The sequence below is a fragment of the Pantoea sp. B550 genome (assembly GCF_024158165.1).
GTDB classification, from domain to species: Bacteria; Pseudomonadota; Gammaproteobacteria; order Enterobacterales; family Enterobacteriaceae; genus Pantoea; species Pantoea alfalfae.
In genome coordinates this window covers 914527-933451 of sequence record NZ_JAMYXI010000003.1, presented here as the reverse complement: position 1 = coordinate 933451, position 18925 = coordinate 914527, and the positions used below count along the sequence as shown (strand labels likewise).

Genomic DNA, 18925 nt, shown 5'->3' with positions numbered 1-18925 from the left:
TTGCATTAAGAGATTTTAACGTGGCGAAGAATATACAGGCAATTCGCGGGATGAACGACTACCTGCCTGCGGATACTGCCCTCTGGCAACGGATTGAAGGCGTTCTCAAGCAGACGCTGGCGAGCTACGGTTACAGCGAAATTCGCTTACCGCTGGTGGAGCAAACCCCACTGTTTAAACGCGCCATCGGTGAAGTCACCGATGTGGTTGAAAAAGAGATGTATACCTTTGATGACCGCAACGGTGAAAGCCTGACGCTGCGTCCGGAAGGCACGGCAGGCTGCGTGCGCGCCGGTATCGAACACGGTTTACTCTACAACCAGGAACAGCGCCTGTGGTACATGGGACCCATGTTCCGCTATGAGCGTCCGCAGAAAGGCCGCTATCGTCAGTTCTATCAGATCGGCGTGGAAGTGTTTGGTCTGCAGGGACCGGACATTGATGCTGAACTGATCATGCTGAATGCCCGCTGGTGGAAAGCCCTGGGTATCTCTGAGCACGTTCGCCTGGAACTCAACTCTATCGGTTCACTGGAAGCACGCGCGCATTATCGTGACGCACTGGTTGCCTTCCTTGAGCAGCACAAAGCGGTGCTGGACGAGGATTGCAAACGCCGCATGTACAGCAACCCGATGCGCGTTCTCGACAGTAAAAATCCCGAGGTTCAGAAACTGCTGAATGATGCGCCACATCTTGGCGACTATCTGGATGACGAGTCTCGCGAGCACTTCAGCGGCCTGTGTGCGCTGCTGGATGACGCTGGCATCAGCTACACCGTCAATCAGCGTCTGGTACGCGGCCTGGATTATTACAACCGCACCGTGATTGAGTGGGTCACCGATAGCCTGGGTTCACAGGGCACGGTGTGTGGCGGCGGTCGCTACGATGGCCTGGTTGAGCAGCTTGGTGGTCGTGCAACACCTGCCGTGGGTTTCGCCATGGGCATGGAGCGTCTGGTGTTGCTGGTTCAGGCGGTTAATCCTGAATTTGAACCGACGAGCAATGTGGATGTCTATGTTATCGCTTCAGGTCAGGGCGTGCAGTCTGCTGCGATGCAACTGGCTGAGAAATTGCGTGATGAAGCGCCGGAACTGAGGCTGATGACTAACTTTGGCGGCGGCAACTTTAAGAAGCAATTTGCCCGTGCTGACAAGTGGGGCGCACGCGTTGCCCTGGTGTTAGGCGAAGATGAAGTCAAAGCCGGTCAGGTCGTGATTAAAGATCTGCGCCGTGGCGAGCAGCAAACGCTGGATCAGGCAGAGGCTGCTGCTGTATTACGCACGCTGTTACAGTAAGCGTGACACAGCACCAACCATAGAAAGGAGAGGGATTGCGTGGAAGTGTATAGCAATGAGAACGAGCAGACCGACGCGCTGCGCAACTTTTTTGCCAGTAATGGCAAAGCGTTAGCCATTGGCGTAGTCATCGGCATTGCTGCGCTGGGTGGCTGGCGTTACTGGAGCAGTCATCAGGATGATACGGCGAAATCCGTGTCCGCGCAGTATCAGCAGCTCACCAGCGCCATGCAGGCGGATAAACCGGAAACGCTGGAAGCGGTTAACCGCTTTGCCAGTGAAAACAGCAATACCTACGGTGCGCTGGCTGCGATGGATCTGGCGAAGCAGTATGTTGACGCCGGTCAGCTTGATAAGGCCGCAACGCTGCTGCAAAACGGACTGAAAGATACGAAAGATGCCAATCTGCAGGCGGTGATTAACCTGCGCCTGGCACGCATTCAACTGCAACAGAATCAAGCGGATGCGGCGCTTAAAACCCTTGATGGTGTGAAGGGTGATGGCTGGACAGCCATTGTGGCCGATATTCGCGGCGAAGCGCTGCTGACCAAAGGTGACAGGCAGGGCGCGCGCGATGCCTGGAGTAAAGGAGTCGAATCTGACGCCTCTCCGGCATTGAAGCAAATGATGCAGATGAAGATGAATAACTTAAGCTAAGCCAGTCAAGAGAGAGCGCATGGAATTACGTAAATACCTGCTGCCGGGACTGATTTCAGTCACTTTGCTCAGCGGTTGTTCGCTGTTTAGCGGCGAAGAAGATGTAGTAAAAATGGCCCCGTTGCCGAAGGTGGAAAATCAGTTCACGCCACAGAAAGTGTGGAACACCTCGGTAGGCGATGGCGTCGGTGACTTCTACTCAAATCTGCATCCTGCCTGGCAGGACAACACCGTTTTTGCAGCCGATCGTTTTGGTATTGTCAAAGCGCTGGATGCCGCAGACGGTAAAGAAAAATGGAAAGTCGATCTCTCTGAGAAAACCGGTTTCTTCTCGAAAAACCGCTCAGCGCTGTTATCCGGCGGCCTGACCGCTGATGGCGATCGGGTTTATGTTGGCAGCGAGCGCGGCAAAGTTTATGCCCTGAACAGCAGCGATGGCAGCCTGGCCTGGCAGACCAGCGTCGCAGGTGAAGCGCTGTCTCGTCCTGTAGTCAGCGATGGTCTGGTACTGGTACATACCAGTAACGGCATGCTGCAGGGACTGGATCAGAGCAGCGGTGCGGTGAAGTGGAGCGTCAACCTGGATATGCCAGCGTTGTCTCTTCGCGGCGAATCTGCACCTGCTGTCGCATTTGGCGGCGCCATTGTCGGTGGCGACAACGGTCGCGTCAGTGCCGTGGTGATGAATCAGGGACAGCTGATCTGGCAGCAGCGTATTTCTCAGGTCAGCGGTGCCACTGAGATCGACCGTCTTAACGACGTCGATACCATGCCGGTTATCGTCAATGGCGTAGTGTATGCACTTGCTTACAACGGTAACCTGTCGGCGCTGGATCTGCGCTCTGGCCAGATTTTGTGGAAACGCGAAATTGGCGGTGTGAAAGATCTGATTGTCGATGCCGGTCGCATCTATCTGGTCGATCAGGATGACCGCGTGATTGCGCTGAACGCTGACGGCGGTGTTGCCATCTGGCGTCAAAGCGACCTGCTGCATCGCAACCTGACTTCTCCGGTGCTCTACAACGGCTACCTTGTGGTTGGCGACAGTGAAGGTTATCTGCACTGGCTAAACACCACTGATGGTCGTTTTGTTGCTCAGCAGAAACTGGATAGCTCAGGCTTCCAGACTGAGCCGGTGGTTGCCAGCGATAAGCTTCTGATCCAGTCGAAAGACGGCGAGGTTTATGCGATTACCCGTTAACGGGTAAACGTCTGGCAGGTGAAATCCTCCGTTCTGACGGCTCCTGATTTAATCAGGGGCCGTTTCGTTTTTAGTCAGGCATGGTATTCTTTGCGCCTTAAGCCTGAACTTAACGGCCAGAGCCGTTATAATCACGCCATTCGGGCGATTAATTATTTATTGAGGCATTTTGTTATGGTACCTGTGGTCGCGCTGGTTGGGCGTCCCAATGTGGGAAAATCTACGCTATTCAACCGCTTAACCCGCACACGTGATGCGCTGGTAGCGGATTTTCCTGGACTGACTCGCGATCGCAAATATGGTCGCGCCGAAGTGGAAGGGCGCGAATTTATTGTTATTGATACCGGTGGTATCGACGGCACCGAAGAGGGTGTTGAAACGCGGATGGCCGAGCAGTCACTGCTGGCGATTGAAGAAGCCGATGTTGTGCTGTTTATGGTTGATGCGCGTGCGGGCATGATGGCCGCCGATCAGCAAATTGCTAAGCATCTCCGCTCCCGTCAGAAAGCGACCTTCCTGGTGGCGAACAAAACTGACGGGCTCGATCCGGATCAGGCGGTTGTCGACTTCTATTCACTGGGCCTGGGCGAGATTCATGCCATTGCAGCCTCGCATGGTCGTGGTGTGAGCAGCCTGATAGAAGAGGCACTCCTGCCGTGGATGGACAAAGTTGAGGCGGTTGAGCTCACTGAAGAAGAAGAGAACCAGGCTTACTGGGCTGCGCTTGAAGCTGACGAGATTGCTGAGCAGGAAGCGGCGGAGGAAGAAGAAAACTTCGACCCGACTGGTTTGCCAATCAAACTGGCGATTGTTGGCCGTCCTAACGTAGGTAAGTCAACGCTTACTAACCGCATCCTCGGCGAAGATCGCGTGGTCGTCTACGACATGCCGGGCACCACCCGCGACAGTATCTATATTCCGATGGAGCGTGATGGACGTGAATACGTTCTGATCGACACCGCAGGCGTGCGTAAGCGTGCCAAAATCTCTGACACCGTTGAGAAATTCTCAGTCATCAAGACGCTGCAGGCGATTGAAGATGCCAACGTCGTGATGCTGGTGATTGATGCTCATGCCGGTATTTCCGATCAGGATCTCTCGCTGCTGGGCTTCATTCTTAACAGTGGTCGCTCGCTGGTGATTGTGGTCAACAAATGGGATGGCTTGTCGCAGGAAGTGCGTGATGAAGTGAAAGAGACGCTGGATTTCCGTCTGGGCTTTATCGATTTCGCCCGCATCCACTTTATCTCTGCGCTGCACGGGAGCGGCGTAGGTAATCTGTTTGAGTCGATCACGGAAGCCTATGACTGTTCGACCCGCCGCGTAAACACCTCGCTGCTGACCCGCATCATGAACATGGCGGCAGACGATCACCAGCCGCCGCTGGTACGCGGTCGTCGCGTTAAGCTTAAATACGCGCATGCTGGTGGCTATAACCCGCCTATCGTGGTGATCCACGGTAACCAGGTTAAGGATCTGCCTGATTCTTATAAACGCTACCTGATGAACTATTTCCGTAAATCACTTAACGTGATGGGAACGCCAATTCGCATTCAGTTCAAAGAGGGTGATAACCCTTATGAAGGCAAACGTAACCTGCTGACGCCAACGCAGCAGCGTAAGCGTAAGCGTCTGATGGCGCATATGAAAAAGAATAAGCGTTAACAAAATGAGGGCCATCTGGCCCTCTTTTTTTTTGCGCTGAATAACGCAGGGTGGAGAACATAATGCGTGTGCTTTGTGAAAAATGTCAGCAACCGCTGTCGCTCAGCGACGGTGAATTTATCTGCACAGCCTGCGGAGCGCATTACCCGGCGCATCCCTGCTGTCCTGAGTGTCACCAGCCACTTGAAGTGCTGAAAGCCTGCGGCGCAGTAGACTATTTTTGCCGTAACGGACATGGTCTGATCTCCCGCAAGCGCGTAGTTTTACAGCCACCCGGCCACTGACCTCGCTTTCAGCTACGCTTAAAATGTCAGATAAGGCAGAGCGATTCCTGGCCCTTTTTGTAGCAAAAATGCTATTACTCCGTAACAAACGCGTTGTATATGTTCACTCTGTAATGTACCAGGTGGTACAATCCTGCCGCGTCGTGGGAGGGGTCAGCCACATCCGTGCTCTTCCGGCCCACAGATTCTCACGGACGCGGGTCTGTTTATATTCGTTTTGAAACAGAGCAATGCTCTGCGCGGACGTGCATAACGCGCCAGAGTCCGGACGGCAACAGTCCGGATGCTCTGTTTATTCAGGAGAGTAAGTGTTATGGCTGAAACATCCTCCCGCTCCGGAAAGGGGCTGGGAATCGCATCCGTGCTGCTCGGACTGGTGCTGCTTGCTACCGGTCTGTTTTTTGCCATTGGCGGCGGTAAACTGGTAGCCCTTGGCGGCAGCAGGTACTTTTTAATTGCGGGTATCGTCACTGTACTCTCCGCAATTCAATTCTTCCGTCGCAAATCATCGGCAGTGGTTCTGTTCCTGCTGGTCTTTGTCGGCACCCTGATCTGGTCGCTGTTCGATGCGGGTCTGGAGTTCTGGCCGCTGGTCTCTCGCCTGATGGTGCCTGCCGGGCTGATGCTGCTGGCCTTCCTGATCTGGCCTTCACTGCGTAAGCACGAAGGTAAGCACTCACTGGCAAAACCCTCTTACGCCTTCTCTGCGCTATTGGCGGCAGGCATGGTGGTCACGCTGGTACAGATGTTCCAGCCCCATCCTACCGTTGCCGGCACCGGCGAAGAGCTGCCACTGATCCCGGTTGATAAAACCAGACAGCAGAAAGACTGGGATAATTACGGTAATACCCCGCAGGGCAGCCGCTTTGTGGCGCTGGACCAGATTACCCGCGATAACGTGAAGGATTTGAAAGTTGCCTGGACCTTCCACACTGGTGATACGCCTGTCAGCCCGACCGGAAACGGCGCAGAAGATCAGCAGACGCCATTGCAGATTGGTAACACCCTTTACCTCTGTACGCCGCACAACAACGTCATCGCCGTTGAAGCCAATACGGGTAAACAGATCTGGAAACGTGAAATCAATGCCAAAGCAGACGTCTGGCCGCGCTGCCGTGGTCTGGCTTACTTTGACGTAACCAGGCCGCTGCAACAGCCGGATAAGCCGGGTTCTTCACCTGTACCAGCCGCTGTGCTGCCAGCTGGTGACAGCTGCCAGCGTCGTATTCTGATGAACACCATCGACGCGCGTCTGATTGCGATCAACGCCGACAACGGTGAGTTCTGTGAAAACTTCGGCGATCACGGCATCGTTGATCTTAAAGCGGGACTGGGCCAGGCACCGGATCCACAGTATCAGCTGACGTCAGCGCCAACGCTGGCGGGCACCACCGTCGTGGTGGGGGGGCGTGTCGCAGATAACGTGCAGACTGATATGCCTGGTGGTGTGCTGCGTGGCTTTGACGTTATCACCGGTAAAATGCGCTGGGCATTTGACCCAGGCAATGTTGACCCGAATGCGATTCTGATGCCGGGTAAAGATTACACCCGCAGTACGCCGAACTCCTGGGCGCCGATGTCTTACGACCCGGCAATGAACACCGTGTTCATCCCGATGGGCAGTTCGTCGGTTGACCTCTGGGGTGCGAACCGTACCGAACTGGATCACAAATACGGTGCTTCGGTGCTGGCGCTGGATGCGACTACCGGTAAAGAGAAGTGGGTCTATCAGACCGTACATAACGATCTGTGGGACTTCGACCTGCCGATGCAGCCAAGCCTGATCGACTTCCCGCAGAAAGATGGCAGCACCACGCCAGCGGTGGTGATTGGTGGTAAAACCGGCATGATCTTCGTGCTTGACCGTATGACCGGCAAGCCGCTGACCAAAGTCGAAGAACTGCCGATGCCGCAGGGCCATATTCCGAACGAGCAGTACACGAAAACACAGCCACACTCGACCGGAATGCCGCAGATTGGCAACCAGACGCTGAAAGAATCTGACATGTGGGGTGCAACGCCGTTTGATCAGCTTGCCTGCCGTGTCGCCTTCAAATCAATGCGCTACGACGGACTGTTCACCGTGCCAGACACCGACAAGTCGCTGAGCTTCCCGGGTTCGCTTGGGGGTATGAACTGGGGCAGCATGTCGATCGATCCGAACAACCATCTGCTGTTCGTCAATGACATGCGTCTGGGCCTGTGGGTACAGATGATCCCGGCGGATACCAGCAGCATTGCCCGTGGCAGCAACGGCGGCGAAGCAATTAACACCGGTATGGGTGCCGTTCCGCTGAAAGGCACGCCTTATGCAGTGAATAAAAACCGCTTTATGTCGCCGCTGGGCATTCCTTGTCAGAAGCCGCCATTTGGTACGCTGTCGGCGATTGACCTGAAAACCCAGAAAATCGTCTGGCAGGTGCCGGTCGGCACCGTGCAGGATACCGGTCCATTTGGCATCAAAATGCGCGTGAAAATGCCGGTTGGTATGCCAACGCTGGGCGGTACGCTGGCAACACAGGGTGGCCTGGTGTTCATCGCCGGTACCCAGGATTACTATCTGCGCGCCTTTGATTCTTCAACCGGTAAAGAGGTGTGGAAAGCACGCCTGCCGGTCGGCAGTCAGGGTGGCCCGATGAGCTACGTTTCACCGAAAGATGGTAAGCAGTACATCCTGATTTCAGCTGGTGGCGCACGTCAGTCACCGGACCGCGGTGATTACGTGATTGCTTACGCGCTGCCAGACAGCAAGTAATAACACATAAGGAAAAGGGCCGACATTGTCGGCCCTTTTTATTTGCTTATTTTCCGTCGTGCCACAGCGCTTTTAGCTCCGGCGGCGCGACCTGTTCCGGAATCAGCAGCACAATAGTGCCTACCTCACGGCGGGTGGCATACTGAATCTGGATACGGAAATAACGCTGATCGCCACTGCCCACCTGCGCGGCTTTCTCCTCGGGTTCGCCCAGCGGCATTGCCTGCTCCAGCGCATGACAGACGCGCTGTTTTTCTGGCGCCGGCAACTCGCCAAGCATAAAGCGTCGTTCGGCGCGCAGCCCCGGAATAAAGGCCATGCCGCCTTCACGCGCGACGATGATGGTGGCATCATCTGTGAGTTCGGGCAGTTCACTCATAGCACGCCAACCTCCTTCCACGCCTGTTCAATAGCACTGCTGACCGACTCGTTGAACCGCTTTTTACCATGCTCAATGGTGAAGCGGGCAAAGGTTTTGAAATCCGCATCCTGTGGCAGTTCGTCGTCACACACCGTGTCATACCAGGCATATCCCGCCTGTTCCCAGGCATAACCCCCCAGCGCTTTGGCCGCCAGATAAAAGGCCCGGTTAGGAATGCCGGAGTTGATATGAACACCGCCATTATCTTCACGGGTTTTCACGTAGTGATCCATGTGTGCCGGTTGCGGATCTTTGCCCAGCAGCGGGTCATCGTAGGCGGTGCCGGGTTCAGACATCGACCGCAGACCACGCCCATTAATACCCTTCGCCAGCAGGCCTTCACCAATAATCCAGTCTGCTTCATCCGCACGCTGCTTTTTGCTGAACTGTTTTACCAACGAGCCAAAAACATCCGACAGCGACTCATTCAGTGCACCAGCCTGCTCAAAGTAGATCAACCCGGCTTCGTTTTCCGTGACGCCATGTGCCAGTTCGTGGGCCACAACGTCAATCGCAATGGTAAAGCGATTGAAAATTTCGCCGTCACCATCGCCAAATACCATCTGTTGACCGTTCCAGAAGGCGTTCTGGTATTTCTCACCGTAGTGCACGGTACCCAGCAACTTCAGGCCCTGACCATCCAGCGAATTACGCTGATACGCCTGCCAGAAGAAGTCATAGGTGACGCCAAGGTAGTCCCAGGCTTCTTCAGCCGCGACGTCATCATTACCTGGCTGGCCTTCCTGACGAACCAGCTTACCCGGCAGGGTTTCCTGGCTCTGGGCATCATAAATTTCACGGTCAACATGACCGCCCGCCGCCGTTTTCACGCCAGTCGATTTTTGCCAGTGTTCCGCCATCAGGTGCTGAACGTGCGTCAGGGTGCGGCGCGCCTGCGCCTGCTGATGGCCGGAACTGTGAGCGATAATCTTGCGAAGGATATAGGGAGGAATAACGCAGTAAGCCATGTGAGACTCCTTGGCAAAAAGGAATGAGTCAAAAGTATAGACCCGTCTGGCTGGTTAGACCTCATGAGTGAGGCCAGCGGTAATTGGAAAAATGTGAGGAGGCGCGCAGAGTCAGTATCAGGGAGCGGATTTGCGGCAGCGCTTATTTTTCAGACAATCATTCTGACGGATTATATGAGAACGCCTGGTAGCAAAAATTAGTCATAAAAATAGCCGGCCAGACCAGGTGAGCCTGATAAGTGAGACCAGTGGTTAATGGAGAAATGTAAGTTGGCGGGCAGCGTCAGGAGGTGGTTTTGCGGCGGCGCTTTTTCTCAGGTAACAGCTGCGTCACCTGGCTTTCAACCCAGCCATCATCCAGACGGGTGCGCAGCAGGTCGCCGCTCTGAAGCTGTGCGGTTTGCTTCACCACCTGACCGGCGATGTCGGTGGTCACGCTAAAACCACGCGCCAGCGTTGCCAGCGGGCTGACACCTTCGAGCTGTGCGACCAGCTGACCAAACTGTTGTTTATTGCTGTTCAGCTGCGTTGCCATGCTCTGCTGCAGGCGATAGTGCCAGCTTTGCAGCTGTTTTTGCGCCTCGAACAGACGCTGCTGCGGCTGCCGGGCGTTGAGTCGATGCGCCAGGCGATCCTGCTGACGTGTGGCCTGACGCAGGCGCGTTTCCATCGCTTCACCCAGACGCTGTTGCAGGCGGAACAGGGCGGTCTGCTGACGGGCCAGCCGCAGCTGCGGATGCTGCTGCTGCAGGCGATGCTCAAGACGCGTGTAAAGCCGCTGCTGGCGCGCCAGGTAGTAATCCATCGCCATCTCCAGCCGCTGCTGCTGCGACTGCAACTGGCGCAGCAGCTCCAGCTGGTTGCGGCTGACAATTTCTGCGGCTGCTGAAGGGGTAGGGGCGCGTAAGTCGGCGACGAAGTCGGCAATGGTGACGTCGGTTTCATGACCGACGGCGCTGACGATGGGAATGCGGCTAGCAAAAATGGCGCGCGCCACCCGTTCGTCGTTAAAGCTCCATAAATCTTCCAGCGAACCGCCGCCGCGCCCGACGATTAACACATCGCACTCGTTACGCAGGTTGGCAATTTCAATTGCCCGGACAATAGCGGCTGGCGCATCGACGCCCTGTACCACGGTCGGGTAGATGACCACGGGCAGGGAGGGATCCCGGCGATGCAGGACGCGTAACACATCGTGCAGCGCCGCGCCGGAGGAGGAGGTGATCACCCCGACCTGACGCGCCGGTTCCGGCAGCGGTTGCTTATGCTGTGGCTCAAATAAGCCTTCGCTCGCCAGCTTTGCTTTCAGCAGTTCAAACTGCTGCTGCAGCAAGCCTTCCCCCGCCGGATGCATGCTTTCGGCAATCAGCTGATAGTCACCACGAGGTTCATAGAGGGTAATGTTAGCGCGTACCAGTACCTGCTGACCATGCTGGGGGCGGAAGGTGACGCGACGATTGCTGTTGCGGAACATGGCGCAGCGAACCTGAGCGCCATCATCTTTCAGCGTGAAGTACCAGTGACCGGAAGCCGGTTGGGTGAAGTTGGAGATCTCAGCGCTGATCCAGACCAGGCCCATCTCTTTCTCCAGCAGCTGACGCACTGTCGTATTGAGACGGCTGACGGTAAAAATATTGGCAGTAGATGGCAGCGACATGTGACGAAGATCAAATTCCAAATCAGCAGGTTAATTCATCGATACTACAGGGCTGTCAGTGCGGATCAAGGGTTTTTCGTAAATAATGCTGGAGGCAATCGATTACGGCCTGTATAATGCCGCGGCAATATTTTATCTATTCTCAATCACCCGAGGTGGAGTATTGCCATGTTAAGAATCGCTAAAGAAGCACTCACTTTTGACGACGTTCTGCTCGTCCCTGCACACTCCACCGTCCTGCCGAATACGGCCGATCTCAGCACTCAGCTGACCAAAAATATCCGTTTAAATATTCCTATGCTCTCCGCTGCCATGGATACCGTGACCGAAGCGGGTCTGGCGATTGCGCTGGCACAGGAAGGCGGTCTTGGCTTCATCCATAAAAACATGTCGATTGAACGCCAGGCGGACGAAGTGCGCAAGGTGAAGAAACATGAAAGCGGCGTGGTTACTGAACCCCAGACCGTTCTGCCAACGACACCCCTGGCTGATGTTAAAGTGCTGACCGAGCGCAACGGCTTTGCGGGCTACCCGGTCGTTAACCGCGACAACGAACTGGTGGGTATCATCACCGGTCGTGACGTGCGCTTTGTGACTGACCTTTCTCAGCCGGTCTCTGCGGTTATGACCCCGAAAGATCGTCTGGTGACGGTGAAAGAGGGCGAAGCGCGCGATGTGGTGCTGCATAAAATGCACGAAAAGCGCGTTGAGAAAGCGCTGGTCGTGGATGACAGCTTCCATCTGCTGGGCATGATTACCGTTAAAGACTTCCAGAAAGCCGAACGCAAACCTAACGCCTGTAAAGATGCGCAGGGTCGTCTGCGTGTGGGTGCAGCGGTGGGTGCCGGTGCCGGTAACGAAGAGCGTATTGATGCGCTGGTCGCAGCGGGCGTTGACGTGCTGCTGATTGACTCTTCACACGGCCATTCTGAAGGCGTGCTGTCACGTATCCGTGAAACCCGTGCTAAATATCCGGACCTGGAAATTGTCGGCGGTAACGTCGCCACTGGTGCAGGCGCACTGGCGCTGGTCGCGGCAGGCGTCAGTGCCGTTAAAGTCGGTATCGGCCCTGGCTCTATCTGTACGACCCGTATTGTCACCGGTGTGGGCGTTCCGCAGATCACTGCCGTTTCTGACGCGGTCACCGCGCTGGAAGGCACCGGCATTCCGGTCATTGCCGATGGCGGTATCCGTTTCTCTGGTGACATCGCCAAAGCGATCGCCGCCGGTGCGTCCTGTGTGATGGTGGGTTCCATGCTGGCGGGGACCGAAGAGTCACCGGGCGAAATCGAACTCTATCAGGGCCGTTCATTCAAATCCTATCGCGGCATGGGCTCACTGGGCGCGATGTCCAAAGGCTCTTCTGACCGTTACTTCCAGACCGATAACGCCGCTGACAAACTGGTGCCGGAAGGTATCGAAGGCCGCGTGGCCTATAAAGGCCGTCTGAAAGAGATCGTACATCAGCAGATGGGCGGCCTGCGTTCGTGCATGGGCCTGACCGGTTGCCCGACCATTGACGACCTGCGCACTAAAGCGGAATTTGTCCGCATCAGCGGCGCGGGCATCAATGAGAGCCACGTGCATGACGTGACCATCACCAAAGAGTCACCAAACTACCGCATGGGTTCATAATCCCGATTTCCCGCCCGGCTCATGCCGGGCGCTTTTATTGATCAAGTCACCGTTCTGGAAACCCCTCAATGACGACGGAAAATATCCATAAGCACCGCATTCTGATTCTCGATTTCGGCTCACAATATACTCAGCTGGTTGCCCGCCGCGTGCGCGAGCTTGGCGTTTACTGTGAACTCTGGGCATGGGATGTCACCGAAGAGCAGATCCGCCAGTTCAATCCAAGCGGTATCATCCTTTCAGGCGGCCCGGAAAGCACCACCGAACTGAACAGCCCGCGCGCACCTGACTATGTCTTCAGCGCTGGCGTGCCGGTGCTGGGCGTCTGCTACGGTATGCAGACCATGGCGATGCAACTGGGCGGCACCGTTGCTGGCTCAAACGAGCGCGAATTCGGTTATGCGCAGGTCGAAGTCACCACACCAAGTGCGTTGGTTCGCGACATTGAAGATGCGATCAGCGCCGCCGGTAAACCGCTGCTGGATGTCTGGATGAGCCACGGTGACAAAGTCACGGCGATCCCGGCTGACTTCGTCACCGTGGCCAGCACAGAAACCTGTCCGTTCGCCATCATGGCCAACGAAGAGAAGCGTTTCTACGGCGTGCAGTTCCATCCGGAAGTGACTCACACCCGCCAGGGTCTGCGGATGCTCGAGCGCTTCATCATCGACATCTGTGAATGTGAAGCCCTGTGGACGCCTGCCAAAATTATCGAAGATGCCGTTGAGCGCCTGCGTGAGCAGGTGGGTAACGACAAAGTAATCCTCGGTCTGTCAGGTGGTGTGGACTCCTCTGTCACGGCGATGCTGCTGCATCGCGCTATTGGTGATCGTCTGACCTGCGTGTTTGTGGATAACGGTCTGCTGCGTCTGAACGAAGCACAGCAGGTGATGGATATGTTTGGCGACCATTTCGGGCTCAACATTATCCATGTACCGGCTGAAATGCGTTTTCTGGATGCGCTGGCGGGTATCGATGAGCCTGAAGCCAAGCGTAAAACCATTGGTCGCGTCTTTGTGGAAGTGTTCGACGAAGAAGCGCTTAAGCTGCAGGACGTGAAGTGGCTGGCGCAGGGCACCATCTATCCGGACGTGATTGAATCGGCGGCCTCAGCCACCGGTAAAGCGCACGTGATCAAATCGCACCACAACGTCGGTGGCCTGCCGAAAGAGATGAAGATGGGCCTGGTTGAGCCGCTGAAAGAGCTGTTCAAAGACGAAGTGCGCAAAATTGGTCTGGAGCTGGGCCTGCCGTACGATATGCTCTACCGCCATCCGTTCCCGGGTCCGGGTCTGGGTGTGCGCGTGTTGGGCCAAGTGAAGAAAGAGTATTGCGACCTGCTGCGTCGTGCCGATGCTATCTTCATTGAAGAGCTGCACAAAGCGGATCTCTACAACAAAGTCAGCCAGGCGTTCACCGTTTTCCTGCCGGTTCGTTCGGTCGGCGTGATGGGTGATGGCCGTAAGTATGACTGGGTTGTCTCGCTGCGTGCGGTGGAAACCATCGACTTTATGACCGCACACTGGGCGCACCTGCCATATGATTTCCTTGGCCGTGTCTCTAACCGCATCATCAATGAAGTCGACGGCATCTCCCGCGTGGTGTATGACATCAGCGGTAAGCCACCGGCGACGATTGAGTGGGAATAACCAGGCCTCAGCCAGGTAATCTCTGATAATTCTGAAGCCCGCTCCCCAGCGGGCTTTTTTTATTGCTCTGACCGTGCGCAGACTCGCTGTTTTAACCTTTCACCACATCCACACCCATCGCTGGTGTTTTCCTGTTCACTTTGCCGGAAATTACGCTATCCTCCATGCAGTAAAAGCCCGCAACTGACGTCATTGGTGTCCCGCTTTTATCCGCCGCTTTCACCGATTGTCTGTATCCCAACGCCACCGCTTACTGAAACCGCCTGCTGATCAGGCGTTTCGTGATTTTTACGTCACCAGGAATGTTGTCATGCTCTCACTGAAAGTGTTCAGCCTGTTTTTTGTTGCCGTACTGCTGTTATCGCTCGGAGCCAGCATTGCGCAGGCAGCGCGTCACGGCGAAAGTTCAGAGCCAGGTGGCTGGGCGACTGCCCGGCGCGATTCGGCTGGCATAGCGCCCGATCCGCGCGCTTTATATAGCCTGGCTATCGTCCAGGTCTACGCTGCGCCGACCTATGGCTGGAAAGGGCGGGTGGCGGTGCATCCCTGGATCATTTTTAAACGTGCGGGTGAAACGCGCTACACGCGTTATGAAGTGATTAGCTGGGGCAGCGGCGATAAGGTTCGCCGTAACACCAACCTGCCAGATGGCTACTGGTATGGCGCAAAACCGCGGCTGCTGGTGGAACATCGCGGACCGGAAGCCGAAGCGATGATCCCGCAGATAGAAGCCGCCATTAACTCGTATCCGTGGCCGACAACCTACCGTGCCTGGCCAGGACCGAACAGCAATACTTTCCTGGCGCACATTGGCCGCGAAGTGCCAGCCCTGAGGCTTGATCTCCCCGCCAATGCGCTGGGCAAAGATTACCGGCCACTGTGGCGTCCTGTCGGGCTGCCGCCATCCGGGCGCGGTGTGCAGGTGTCGATTCTGGGCGTGGCGGGCGTGACACTGGGTGCAGAAGAGGGATTTGAAATGAACCTGCTGGGTCTGAACATGGGACTCGATTTTTCGCCGTTCCGGCTGCGGCTGCCGTTTATTGGCGGTCTGGGCAACGACAATCTTCAGCAGGATAAGCCCTGACAATATGGCCCCGTCAGGGGCCGTTTTGCCTCAGCACACGCCAAAGTCACCCTCTTCGTGATAGAGGTTGACGCTCTCTGCCTTTACTTCGATCTCTTTCTTCGCTGCATCATCAACGCGCGCGCACCACAGGGTGTCGCCTTCCACGCGCAGCACCTGCATTTTAGGGCCGCCGGTTTTGGACTGAACAAAATCCTCTGCTTTAAACATATTGCCTCCATTAATTATCGTTACTGCTGCCGATCGTTTTTTGCGTGACGTTTTCCAGTTTATACCCTGACTGTTTTACTGCGAGAAAAAGTCTCCGCATGCTGAACCGCGTTAAGAAATATTCATTGAGTTGTCAGTTGACAACTCACATATTCGGCGTCAGCATAGGGGGGCAAATATGGCAAGGAAGCGGCATCCCAGTAAAGAGATAGAGATGGCGTTACGTTACGCTGAATCCCACGGCTGGCTGGTGGTTACCGGAGGCCATCATGCCTGGGGCAAAATGTACTGTCCAAAAAATCTGTTGATGTGCCGATGCGGGGAGTTCTGTCTGACCTGTATCTGGAGCACACCGAAAAATGTACATCAACATGCCCGTGCGCTGCGGCGCGTGGTCGATAACTGTCATTATCTGAAGTCCTGACACAGCACAAGGAGAGGCATATGGAATATTGTTTTACGCTGCGGTTCAGCCTGCCGGAAGGGCATGCGCCGGTGGATGAACTGCTTGAAACGCTGGCAGCAGCAGGCTGTGATGATGCGCTGATCGGCCTGGGGATGCCAGGGCGAATAGCATTTGAGTTCAGCCGGGAGTCTGACTCTGCAACGGACGTATTAAAGCAGGCGGAAGAGGATGTACTGCGCGCGATACCGGGTGCCACACTGGTGGAAGCGGCACCCGATTTTGTGGGCCTGACAGACGTGGCGGAGATCATCGGCATGACGCGACAGAATATGCGCAAACTGATGCTTAGCCACCGCCCGCCGTTTCCGCTGCCGGTGCATGACGGTAAAACTGCCATCTGGCACCTGTCGGATGTACTGGAGTGGCTGAGCCAGCGCGGCAATTATGCGCTGCCTGCGGCCACCCGTGAGCTGGCGCAGGTAACGCGGCAGCGCAATCTTAATGGATCGCTGCAACGTTACGGCCTTCACACCTGATCAGTGCGGCAGCAGGAAGATCGTTGCCAGTCCCAGGAAGATAAAGAAGCCGCCGGTATCGGTAAGGGCGGTGATCAATACGCTGGAGCCAACGGCGGGATCGCGATTCATTTTAGTCATGACCAGCGGCACCAGCACGCCCATCAGCGCGGCCAGCAGCAGATTAAGCGCCATGGCCAGCATCATAACGCCGCCCAGCGCCATATTGTCATACATCAGCCAGGTGATGCCGCCCATGATGCCGCCCCAGAACAGGCCGTTGATCAGCGCCACGCCAAGCTCGCGGACGATCAAAAACGAAAAGTTGCCCGGTTCAACCTGATGTAAGGCCAGCGCCCGCACAATCATGGTAATGGTCTGATTACCGGTGTTGCCACCGATACCCGCGACAATCGGCATCAGGGTGGCGAGGGCGACGATCTGTGAAATCGTTCCTTCAAACAGTCCGATGACCCGCGAGGCGACAAAGGCGGTACAGAGATTAATCGCCAGCCAGGCCCAGCGTTTACGCACCGATTTACGCACCGGCGCGAAAACATCCTCTTCCTGACTGATACCGCCCATTTTACGGATGTTGCTTTCGTTTTCGGCATTCACCAGGTCGATGATGTCTTCAATGGTCACACGGCCAATCAGTTTGCCTTTTGCGTCAGTGACGGCGGCAGAGATCAGGTTATAACGCTCAAAGGCACTGGCGGCATCTTCGGCCTTATCGTTGAGCTGGAAGGTGGTCGGGCGCGCGTTCATGACGTCGCTGACCAGGGTTTTAGGTTTGTTAAGCAGGATATCCGTCAGCATCAGCTCGCCCAGCAGCTGGTTGTCTTTATTGGTGATAAACAGCTTATCCGTGCCGTTTGGCATGTCTTTACGCTTACGCAGAAAACGCTGTACCGTTGCCAGCGTGACATCGTCGCGCACCGTCAGAATATTGAAATCCATCACCCGGCCCACGCGATCGCGATCGAGCTGTACCATATCGAGCATGCGGGCGCGCAGAGCAGGCTCCACGGTCGCCAGCAGACGTCCGGTCAGGTCACGCGGCAGATAACGCGCCAGCCAGACCTGGTCGTCGATATCCAGCGGCTGGATAGCACGCAGAATATCGCGATCGCTCATCTCCTCGGTGAGGCTGGCCCAGACCGTTTCAGAGGCTTCGACCAGTACGTGTCCGCGCCGCTCATTCGGCACCAGCCGCCATAGCGCCTGACGCTCCTCTTCGGGCAGGGCTTCGAGAATATCCGCGAGGTCAGCGGCATGCAGTTGCAGAATGTCCTGTTCCAGCGCATCACGCTGGGCCGCATTTTCACGTTGCTGTTCAGGATTGAGATCGCCGGATTTCGCCAGCAGAGAATCAACCAGATCGTGCTCGTTGAGCAGCAGCGTCAGAATGCGATGACGTATTTCACTTAAACGTTGAGAGTGAGAGGCAGACACATTGGATCCCTTTAGTCTGAAAGCACCAGCACGAAGTGTAGCGTTTCGCCTGAAAAAGGGATGCAAAAAAGAGTCCAGTTGTCTGGATAACATTTACTTTTAAGGCGTCTTTCAGGCGAAAAATCAGTATTTGTTAGCGCGTATCACCTGATGTGACGGTAACGGGTTCAGGAATCGCTTTCTGTTGCTGGTGATGCTCGAAGGCAGCGGGCAGGATAAATATCAGGCGACTAAAGAGAATGATAAAACTGATCAACAGCACAATGCGGGTCATGGTGCCGGTTTTTTGACGTCTTCGGGGAGAAATAGCGCTGTTCACGCGGGGTGGTTCCTGTAATGACCCCATCAGGGGCGACTGCAATATTTAGTCACAGTCGCCTGATGAAATCAATCGCTGTTGAAAAAAACAGCAGATAAAGATCAGTAACTCGCTTTTTGCGCCAGCAGCGTCGCAAAGCGGCAGGTAATGCGGTTGCCATTTTCATCTTTGCGATGCAGCTGACCGGGATGTTCATTGTACTTCACGATGTGCCAGTTGCGGTAATAGTGGCTCAACTCGCCCGACTTAAAAGCAAAAGCGAAATCAGCCGGGCAGGGCATATCTTCCGTGTTCATCGCTGCCACAATCAGGTTGTAACCCTCCCTGACCGTACAGGCCTGCATGTCGGCAATCAGCTGTGGAATGGTCTGCGGCTGCAGGAACATCATCACCACGGTCGACAGCACAAAGTTGAAGCCGCCGTTAAAGCGCGTGTTGTTCAGGTCGCGCTGCTCGGTATGAATGCCGCTGAAATTTTCCTGCGCAATAATTTCCTGCAGGCGCGCCAGGCTTTGCGGATTATGGTCCCATGCCGTGACGTCAAAGCCGTGCTGGTTCAGAAACAGCGTATTGCGTCCCACGCCACAGCCCAGATCAAGCGCCTTGCCGACGTTGAGCTGGGGCAGCGCCGCAACCACTTCGGAGTGGGGCGGCGTTAAACCATAGGTTTCGGCAAAATAGTTTTCGCCTGAAAGGGGTGCAGTTGGTTGTGTCATATTCATCAATTCAGTTAAACGGGCGCAAGGCGC

At 55.6% G+C, this 18925-nt stretch carries 18 protein-coding genes; 11 read left to right on the top strand and 7 right to left on the bottom strand.

What is annotated here, in order from left to right:
- Positions 1-20: 20 nt before the first annotated feature.
- From hisS to NIM72_RS07315, 6 genes are all read left to right on the top strand, one after another.
- Complete coding sequence (hisS, locus tag NIM72_RS07340) at positions 21-1295, top strand: histidine--tRNA ligase (protein ID WP_253419649.1); 1275 nt, start codon at positions 21-23, stop codon at positions 1293-1295.
- A gap of 39 nt (positions 1296-1334) precedes the next feature.
- Entirely contained in the window at positions 1335-1952 is a 618-nt protein-coding gene (locus tag NIM72_RS07335; RefSeq protein ID WP_161734341.1) for a YfgM family protein, read from the top strand.
- A gap of 19 nt (positions 1953-1971) precedes the next feature.
- Complete coding sequence (bamB, locus tag NIM72_RS07330; protein ID WP_253419646.1) at positions 1972-3153, top strand: outer membrane protein assembly factor BamB; 1182 nt, start codon at positions 1972-1974, stop codon at positions 3151-3153.
- Positions 3154-3327: 174 nt separating this feature from the next.
- The gene (gene der / locus NIM72_RS07325; protein WP_033733523.1) at positions 3328-4818 is read left to right on the top strand and encodes a ribosome biogenesis GTPase Der; all 1491 of its coding nucleotides are present in this window, start codon (positions 3328-3330) and stop codon (positions 4816-4818) included.
- Positions 4819-4880: 62 nt separating this feature from the next.
- Positions 4881-5102 (top strand): zinc ribbon domain-containing protein, encoded by a 222-nt coding sequence (locus NIM72_RS07320; protein ID WP_253419642.1) that lies wholly within the window; start codon positions 4881-4883, stop codon positions 5100-5102.
- A gap of 313 nt (positions 5103-5415) precedes the next feature.
- On the top strand, positions 5416-7857 hold the full coding sequence (locus NIM72_RS07315; protein WP_222925132.1) for a glucose/quinate/shikimate family membrane-bound PQQ-dependent dehydrogenase: 2442 nt from the start codon (positions 5416-5418) through the stop codon (positions 7855-7857).
- 46 nt (positions 7858-7903) lie between these two features.
- Here the strand turns inward: NIM72_RS07315 and NIM72_RS07310 are convergent, their stop codons facing one another.
- The 3 genes from NIM72_RS07310 to xseA all read right to left on the bottom strand — a co-directional run bounded on the left by NIM72_RS07310 (position 7904) and on the right by xseA (position 10903).
- The gene (locus tag NIM72_RS07310) at positions 7904-8236 is read right to left on the bottom strand and encodes a protealysin inhibitor emfourin (protein WP_161734336.1); all 333 of its coding nucleotides are present in this window, start codon (positions 8234-8236) and stop codon (positions 7904-7906) included.
- Entirely contained in the window at positions 8233-9246 is a 1014-nt protein-coding gene (locus NIM72_RS07305; RefSeq protein ID WP_161734334.1) for a M4 family metallopeptidase, read from the bottom strand. The genes NIM72_RS07310 and NIM72_RS07305 overlap by 4 nt, the downstream gene beginning before the upstream one ends.
- A 283-nt stretch (positions 9247-9529) precedes the next feature.
- The gene (xseA, locus tag NIM72_RS07300; protein ID WP_161734380.1) at positions 9530-10903 is read right to left on the bottom strand and encodes an exodeoxyribonuclease VII large subunit; all 1374 of its coding nucleotides are present in this window, start codon (positions 10901-10903) and stop codon (positions 9530-9532) included.
- Positions 10904-11071: 168 nt separating this feature from the next.
- Between xseA and guaB the strand changes: the two genes are divergently transcribed.
- The 3 genes from guaB to NIM72_RS07285 all read left to right on the top strand — a co-directional run bounded on the left by guaB (position 11072) and on the right by NIM72_RS07285 (position 15271).
- Complete coding sequence (guaB, locus tag NIM72_RS07295; RefSeq protein WP_161734332.1) at positions 11072-12538, top strand: IMP dehydrogenase; 1467 nt, start codon at positions 11072-11074, stop codon at positions 12536-12538.
- Between the two features lie 68 nt (positions 12539-12606).
- Complete coding sequence (gene guaA, locus NIM72_RS07290) at positions 12607-14187, top strand: glutamine-hydrolyzing GMP synthase (RefSeq protein WP_253419639.1); 1581 nt, start codon at positions 12607-12609, stop codon at positions 14185-14187.
- A 310-nt stretch (positions 14188-14497) separates the two neighbouring features.
- Entirely contained in the window at positions 14498-15271 is a 774-nt protein-coding gene (locus NIM72_RS07285; RefSeq protein WP_222925133.1) for a DUF3750 domain-containing protein, read from the top strand.
- A 30-nt stretch (positions 15272-15301) separates the two neighbouring features.
- Here NIM72_RS07285 and NIM72_RS07280 read toward each other — a convergent pair whose 3' ends face one another.
- Complete coding sequence (locus NIM72_RS07280) at positions 15302-15481, bottom strand: hypothetical protein (protein ID WP_022624131.1); 180 nt, start codon at positions 15479-15481, stop codon at positions 15302-15304.
- Positions 15482-15659: 178 nt separating this feature from the next.
- On the opposite strand from NIM72_RS07280, the gene NIM72_RS07275 reads away from it, so the two are divergent.
- Complete coding sequence (locus NIM72_RS07275) at positions 15660-15905, top strand: hypothetical protein (RefSeq protein WP_135907869.1); 246 nt, start codon at positions 15660-15662, stop codon at positions 15903-15905.
- A 20-nt stretch (positions 15906-15925) separates the two neighbouring features.
- Positions 15926-16423, top strand: coding sequence for an AlpA family transcriptional regulator (locus tag NIM72_RS07270; RefSeq protein ID WP_161734326.1), 498 nt, complete (start codon positions 15926-15928; stop codon positions 16421-16423).
- On the opposite strand, the gene mgtE is transcribed toward NIM72_RS07270, so the two are convergent.
- From mgtE to tehB, 3 genes are all read right to left on the bottom strand, one after another.
- Entirely contained in the window at positions 16424-17857 is a 1434-nt protein-coding gene (gene mgtE, locus NIM72_RS07265) for a magnesium transporter (RefSeq protein ID WP_161734324.1), read from the bottom strand.
- A gap of 133 nt (positions 17858-17990) precedes the next feature.
- Positions 17991-18176 (bottom strand): YfgG family protein, encoded by a 186-nt coding sequence (locus NIM72_RS07260; protein WP_013358709.1) that lies wholly within the window; start codon positions 18174-18176, stop codon positions 17991-17993.
- 101 nt (positions 18177-18277) lie between these two features.
- On the bottom strand, positions 18278-18892 hold the full coding sequence (gene tehB / locus NIM72_RS07255) for a tellurite resistance methyltransferase TehB (RefSeq protein ID WP_253419623.1): 615 nt from the start codon (positions 18890-18892) through the stop codon (positions 18278-18280).
- Positions 18893-18925 lie beyond the last annotated feature (33 nt).

What these genes read in the sequence shown, in the direction of transcription:
- bamB (WP_253419646.1), top strand. Translation starts at nt 1,972, where the DNA reads ATGGAATTACGTAAATACCTGCTGCCGGGACTGATTTCAGTCACTTTG.
- der (WP_033733523.1), top strand. Translation starts at nt 3,328, where the DNA reads ATGGTACCTGTGGTCGCGCTGGTTGGGCGTCCCAATGTGGGAAAATCT.
- NIM72_RS07320 (WP_253419642.1), top strand. Translation starts at nt 4,881, where the DNA reads ATGCGTGTGCTTTGTGAAAAATGTCAGCAACCGCTGTCGCTCAGCGAC.
- NIM72_RS07315 (WP_222925132.1), top strand. Translation starts at nt 5,416, where the DNA reads ATGGCTGAAACATCCTCCCGCTCCGGAAAGGGGCTGGGAATCGCATCC.
- NIM72_RS07310 (WP_161734336.1), bottom strand. Translation starts at nt 8,236, where the DNA reads ATGAGTGAACTGCCCGAACTCACAGATGATGCCACCATCATCGTCGCG.
- NIM72_RS07305 (WP_161734334.1), bottom strand. Translation starts at nt 9,246, where the DNA reads ATGGCTTACTGCGTTATTCCTCCCTATATCCTTCGCAAGATTATCGCT.
- xseA (WP_161734380.1), bottom strand. Translation starts at nt 10,903, where the DNA reads ATGTCGCTGCCATCTACTGCCAATATTTTTACCGTCAGCCGTCTCAAT.
- guaB (WP_161734332.1), top strand. Translation starts at nt 11,072, where the DNA reads ATGTTAAGAATCGCTAAAGAAGCACTCACTTTTGACGACGTTCTGCTC.
- guaA (WP_253419639.1), top strand. Translation starts at nt 12,607, where the DNA reads ATGACGACGGAAAATATCCATAAGCACCGCATTCTGATTCTCGATTTC.
- NIM72_RS07285 (WP_222925133.1), top strand. Translation starts at nt 14,498, where the DNA reads ATGCTCTCACTGAAAGTGTTCAGCCTGTTTTTTGTTGCCGTACTGCTG.
- NIM72_RS07280 (WP_022624131.1), bottom strand. Translation starts at nt 15,481, where the DNA reads ATGTTTAAAGCAGAGGATTTTGTTCAGTCCAAAACCGGCGGCCCTAAA.
- NIM72_RS07275 (WP_135907869.1), top strand. Translation starts at nt 15,660, where the DNA reads ATGGCAAGGAAGCGGCATCCCAGTAAAGAGATAGAGATGGCGTTACGT.
- NIM72_RS07270 (WP_161734326.1), top strand. Translation starts at nt 15,926, where the DNA reads ATGGAATATTGTTTTACGCTGCGGTTCAGCCTGCCGGAAGGGCATGCG.
- tehB (WP_253419623.1), bottom strand. Translation starts at nt 18,892, where the DNA reads ATGACACAACCAACTGCACCCCTTTCAGGCGAAAACTATTTTGCCGAA.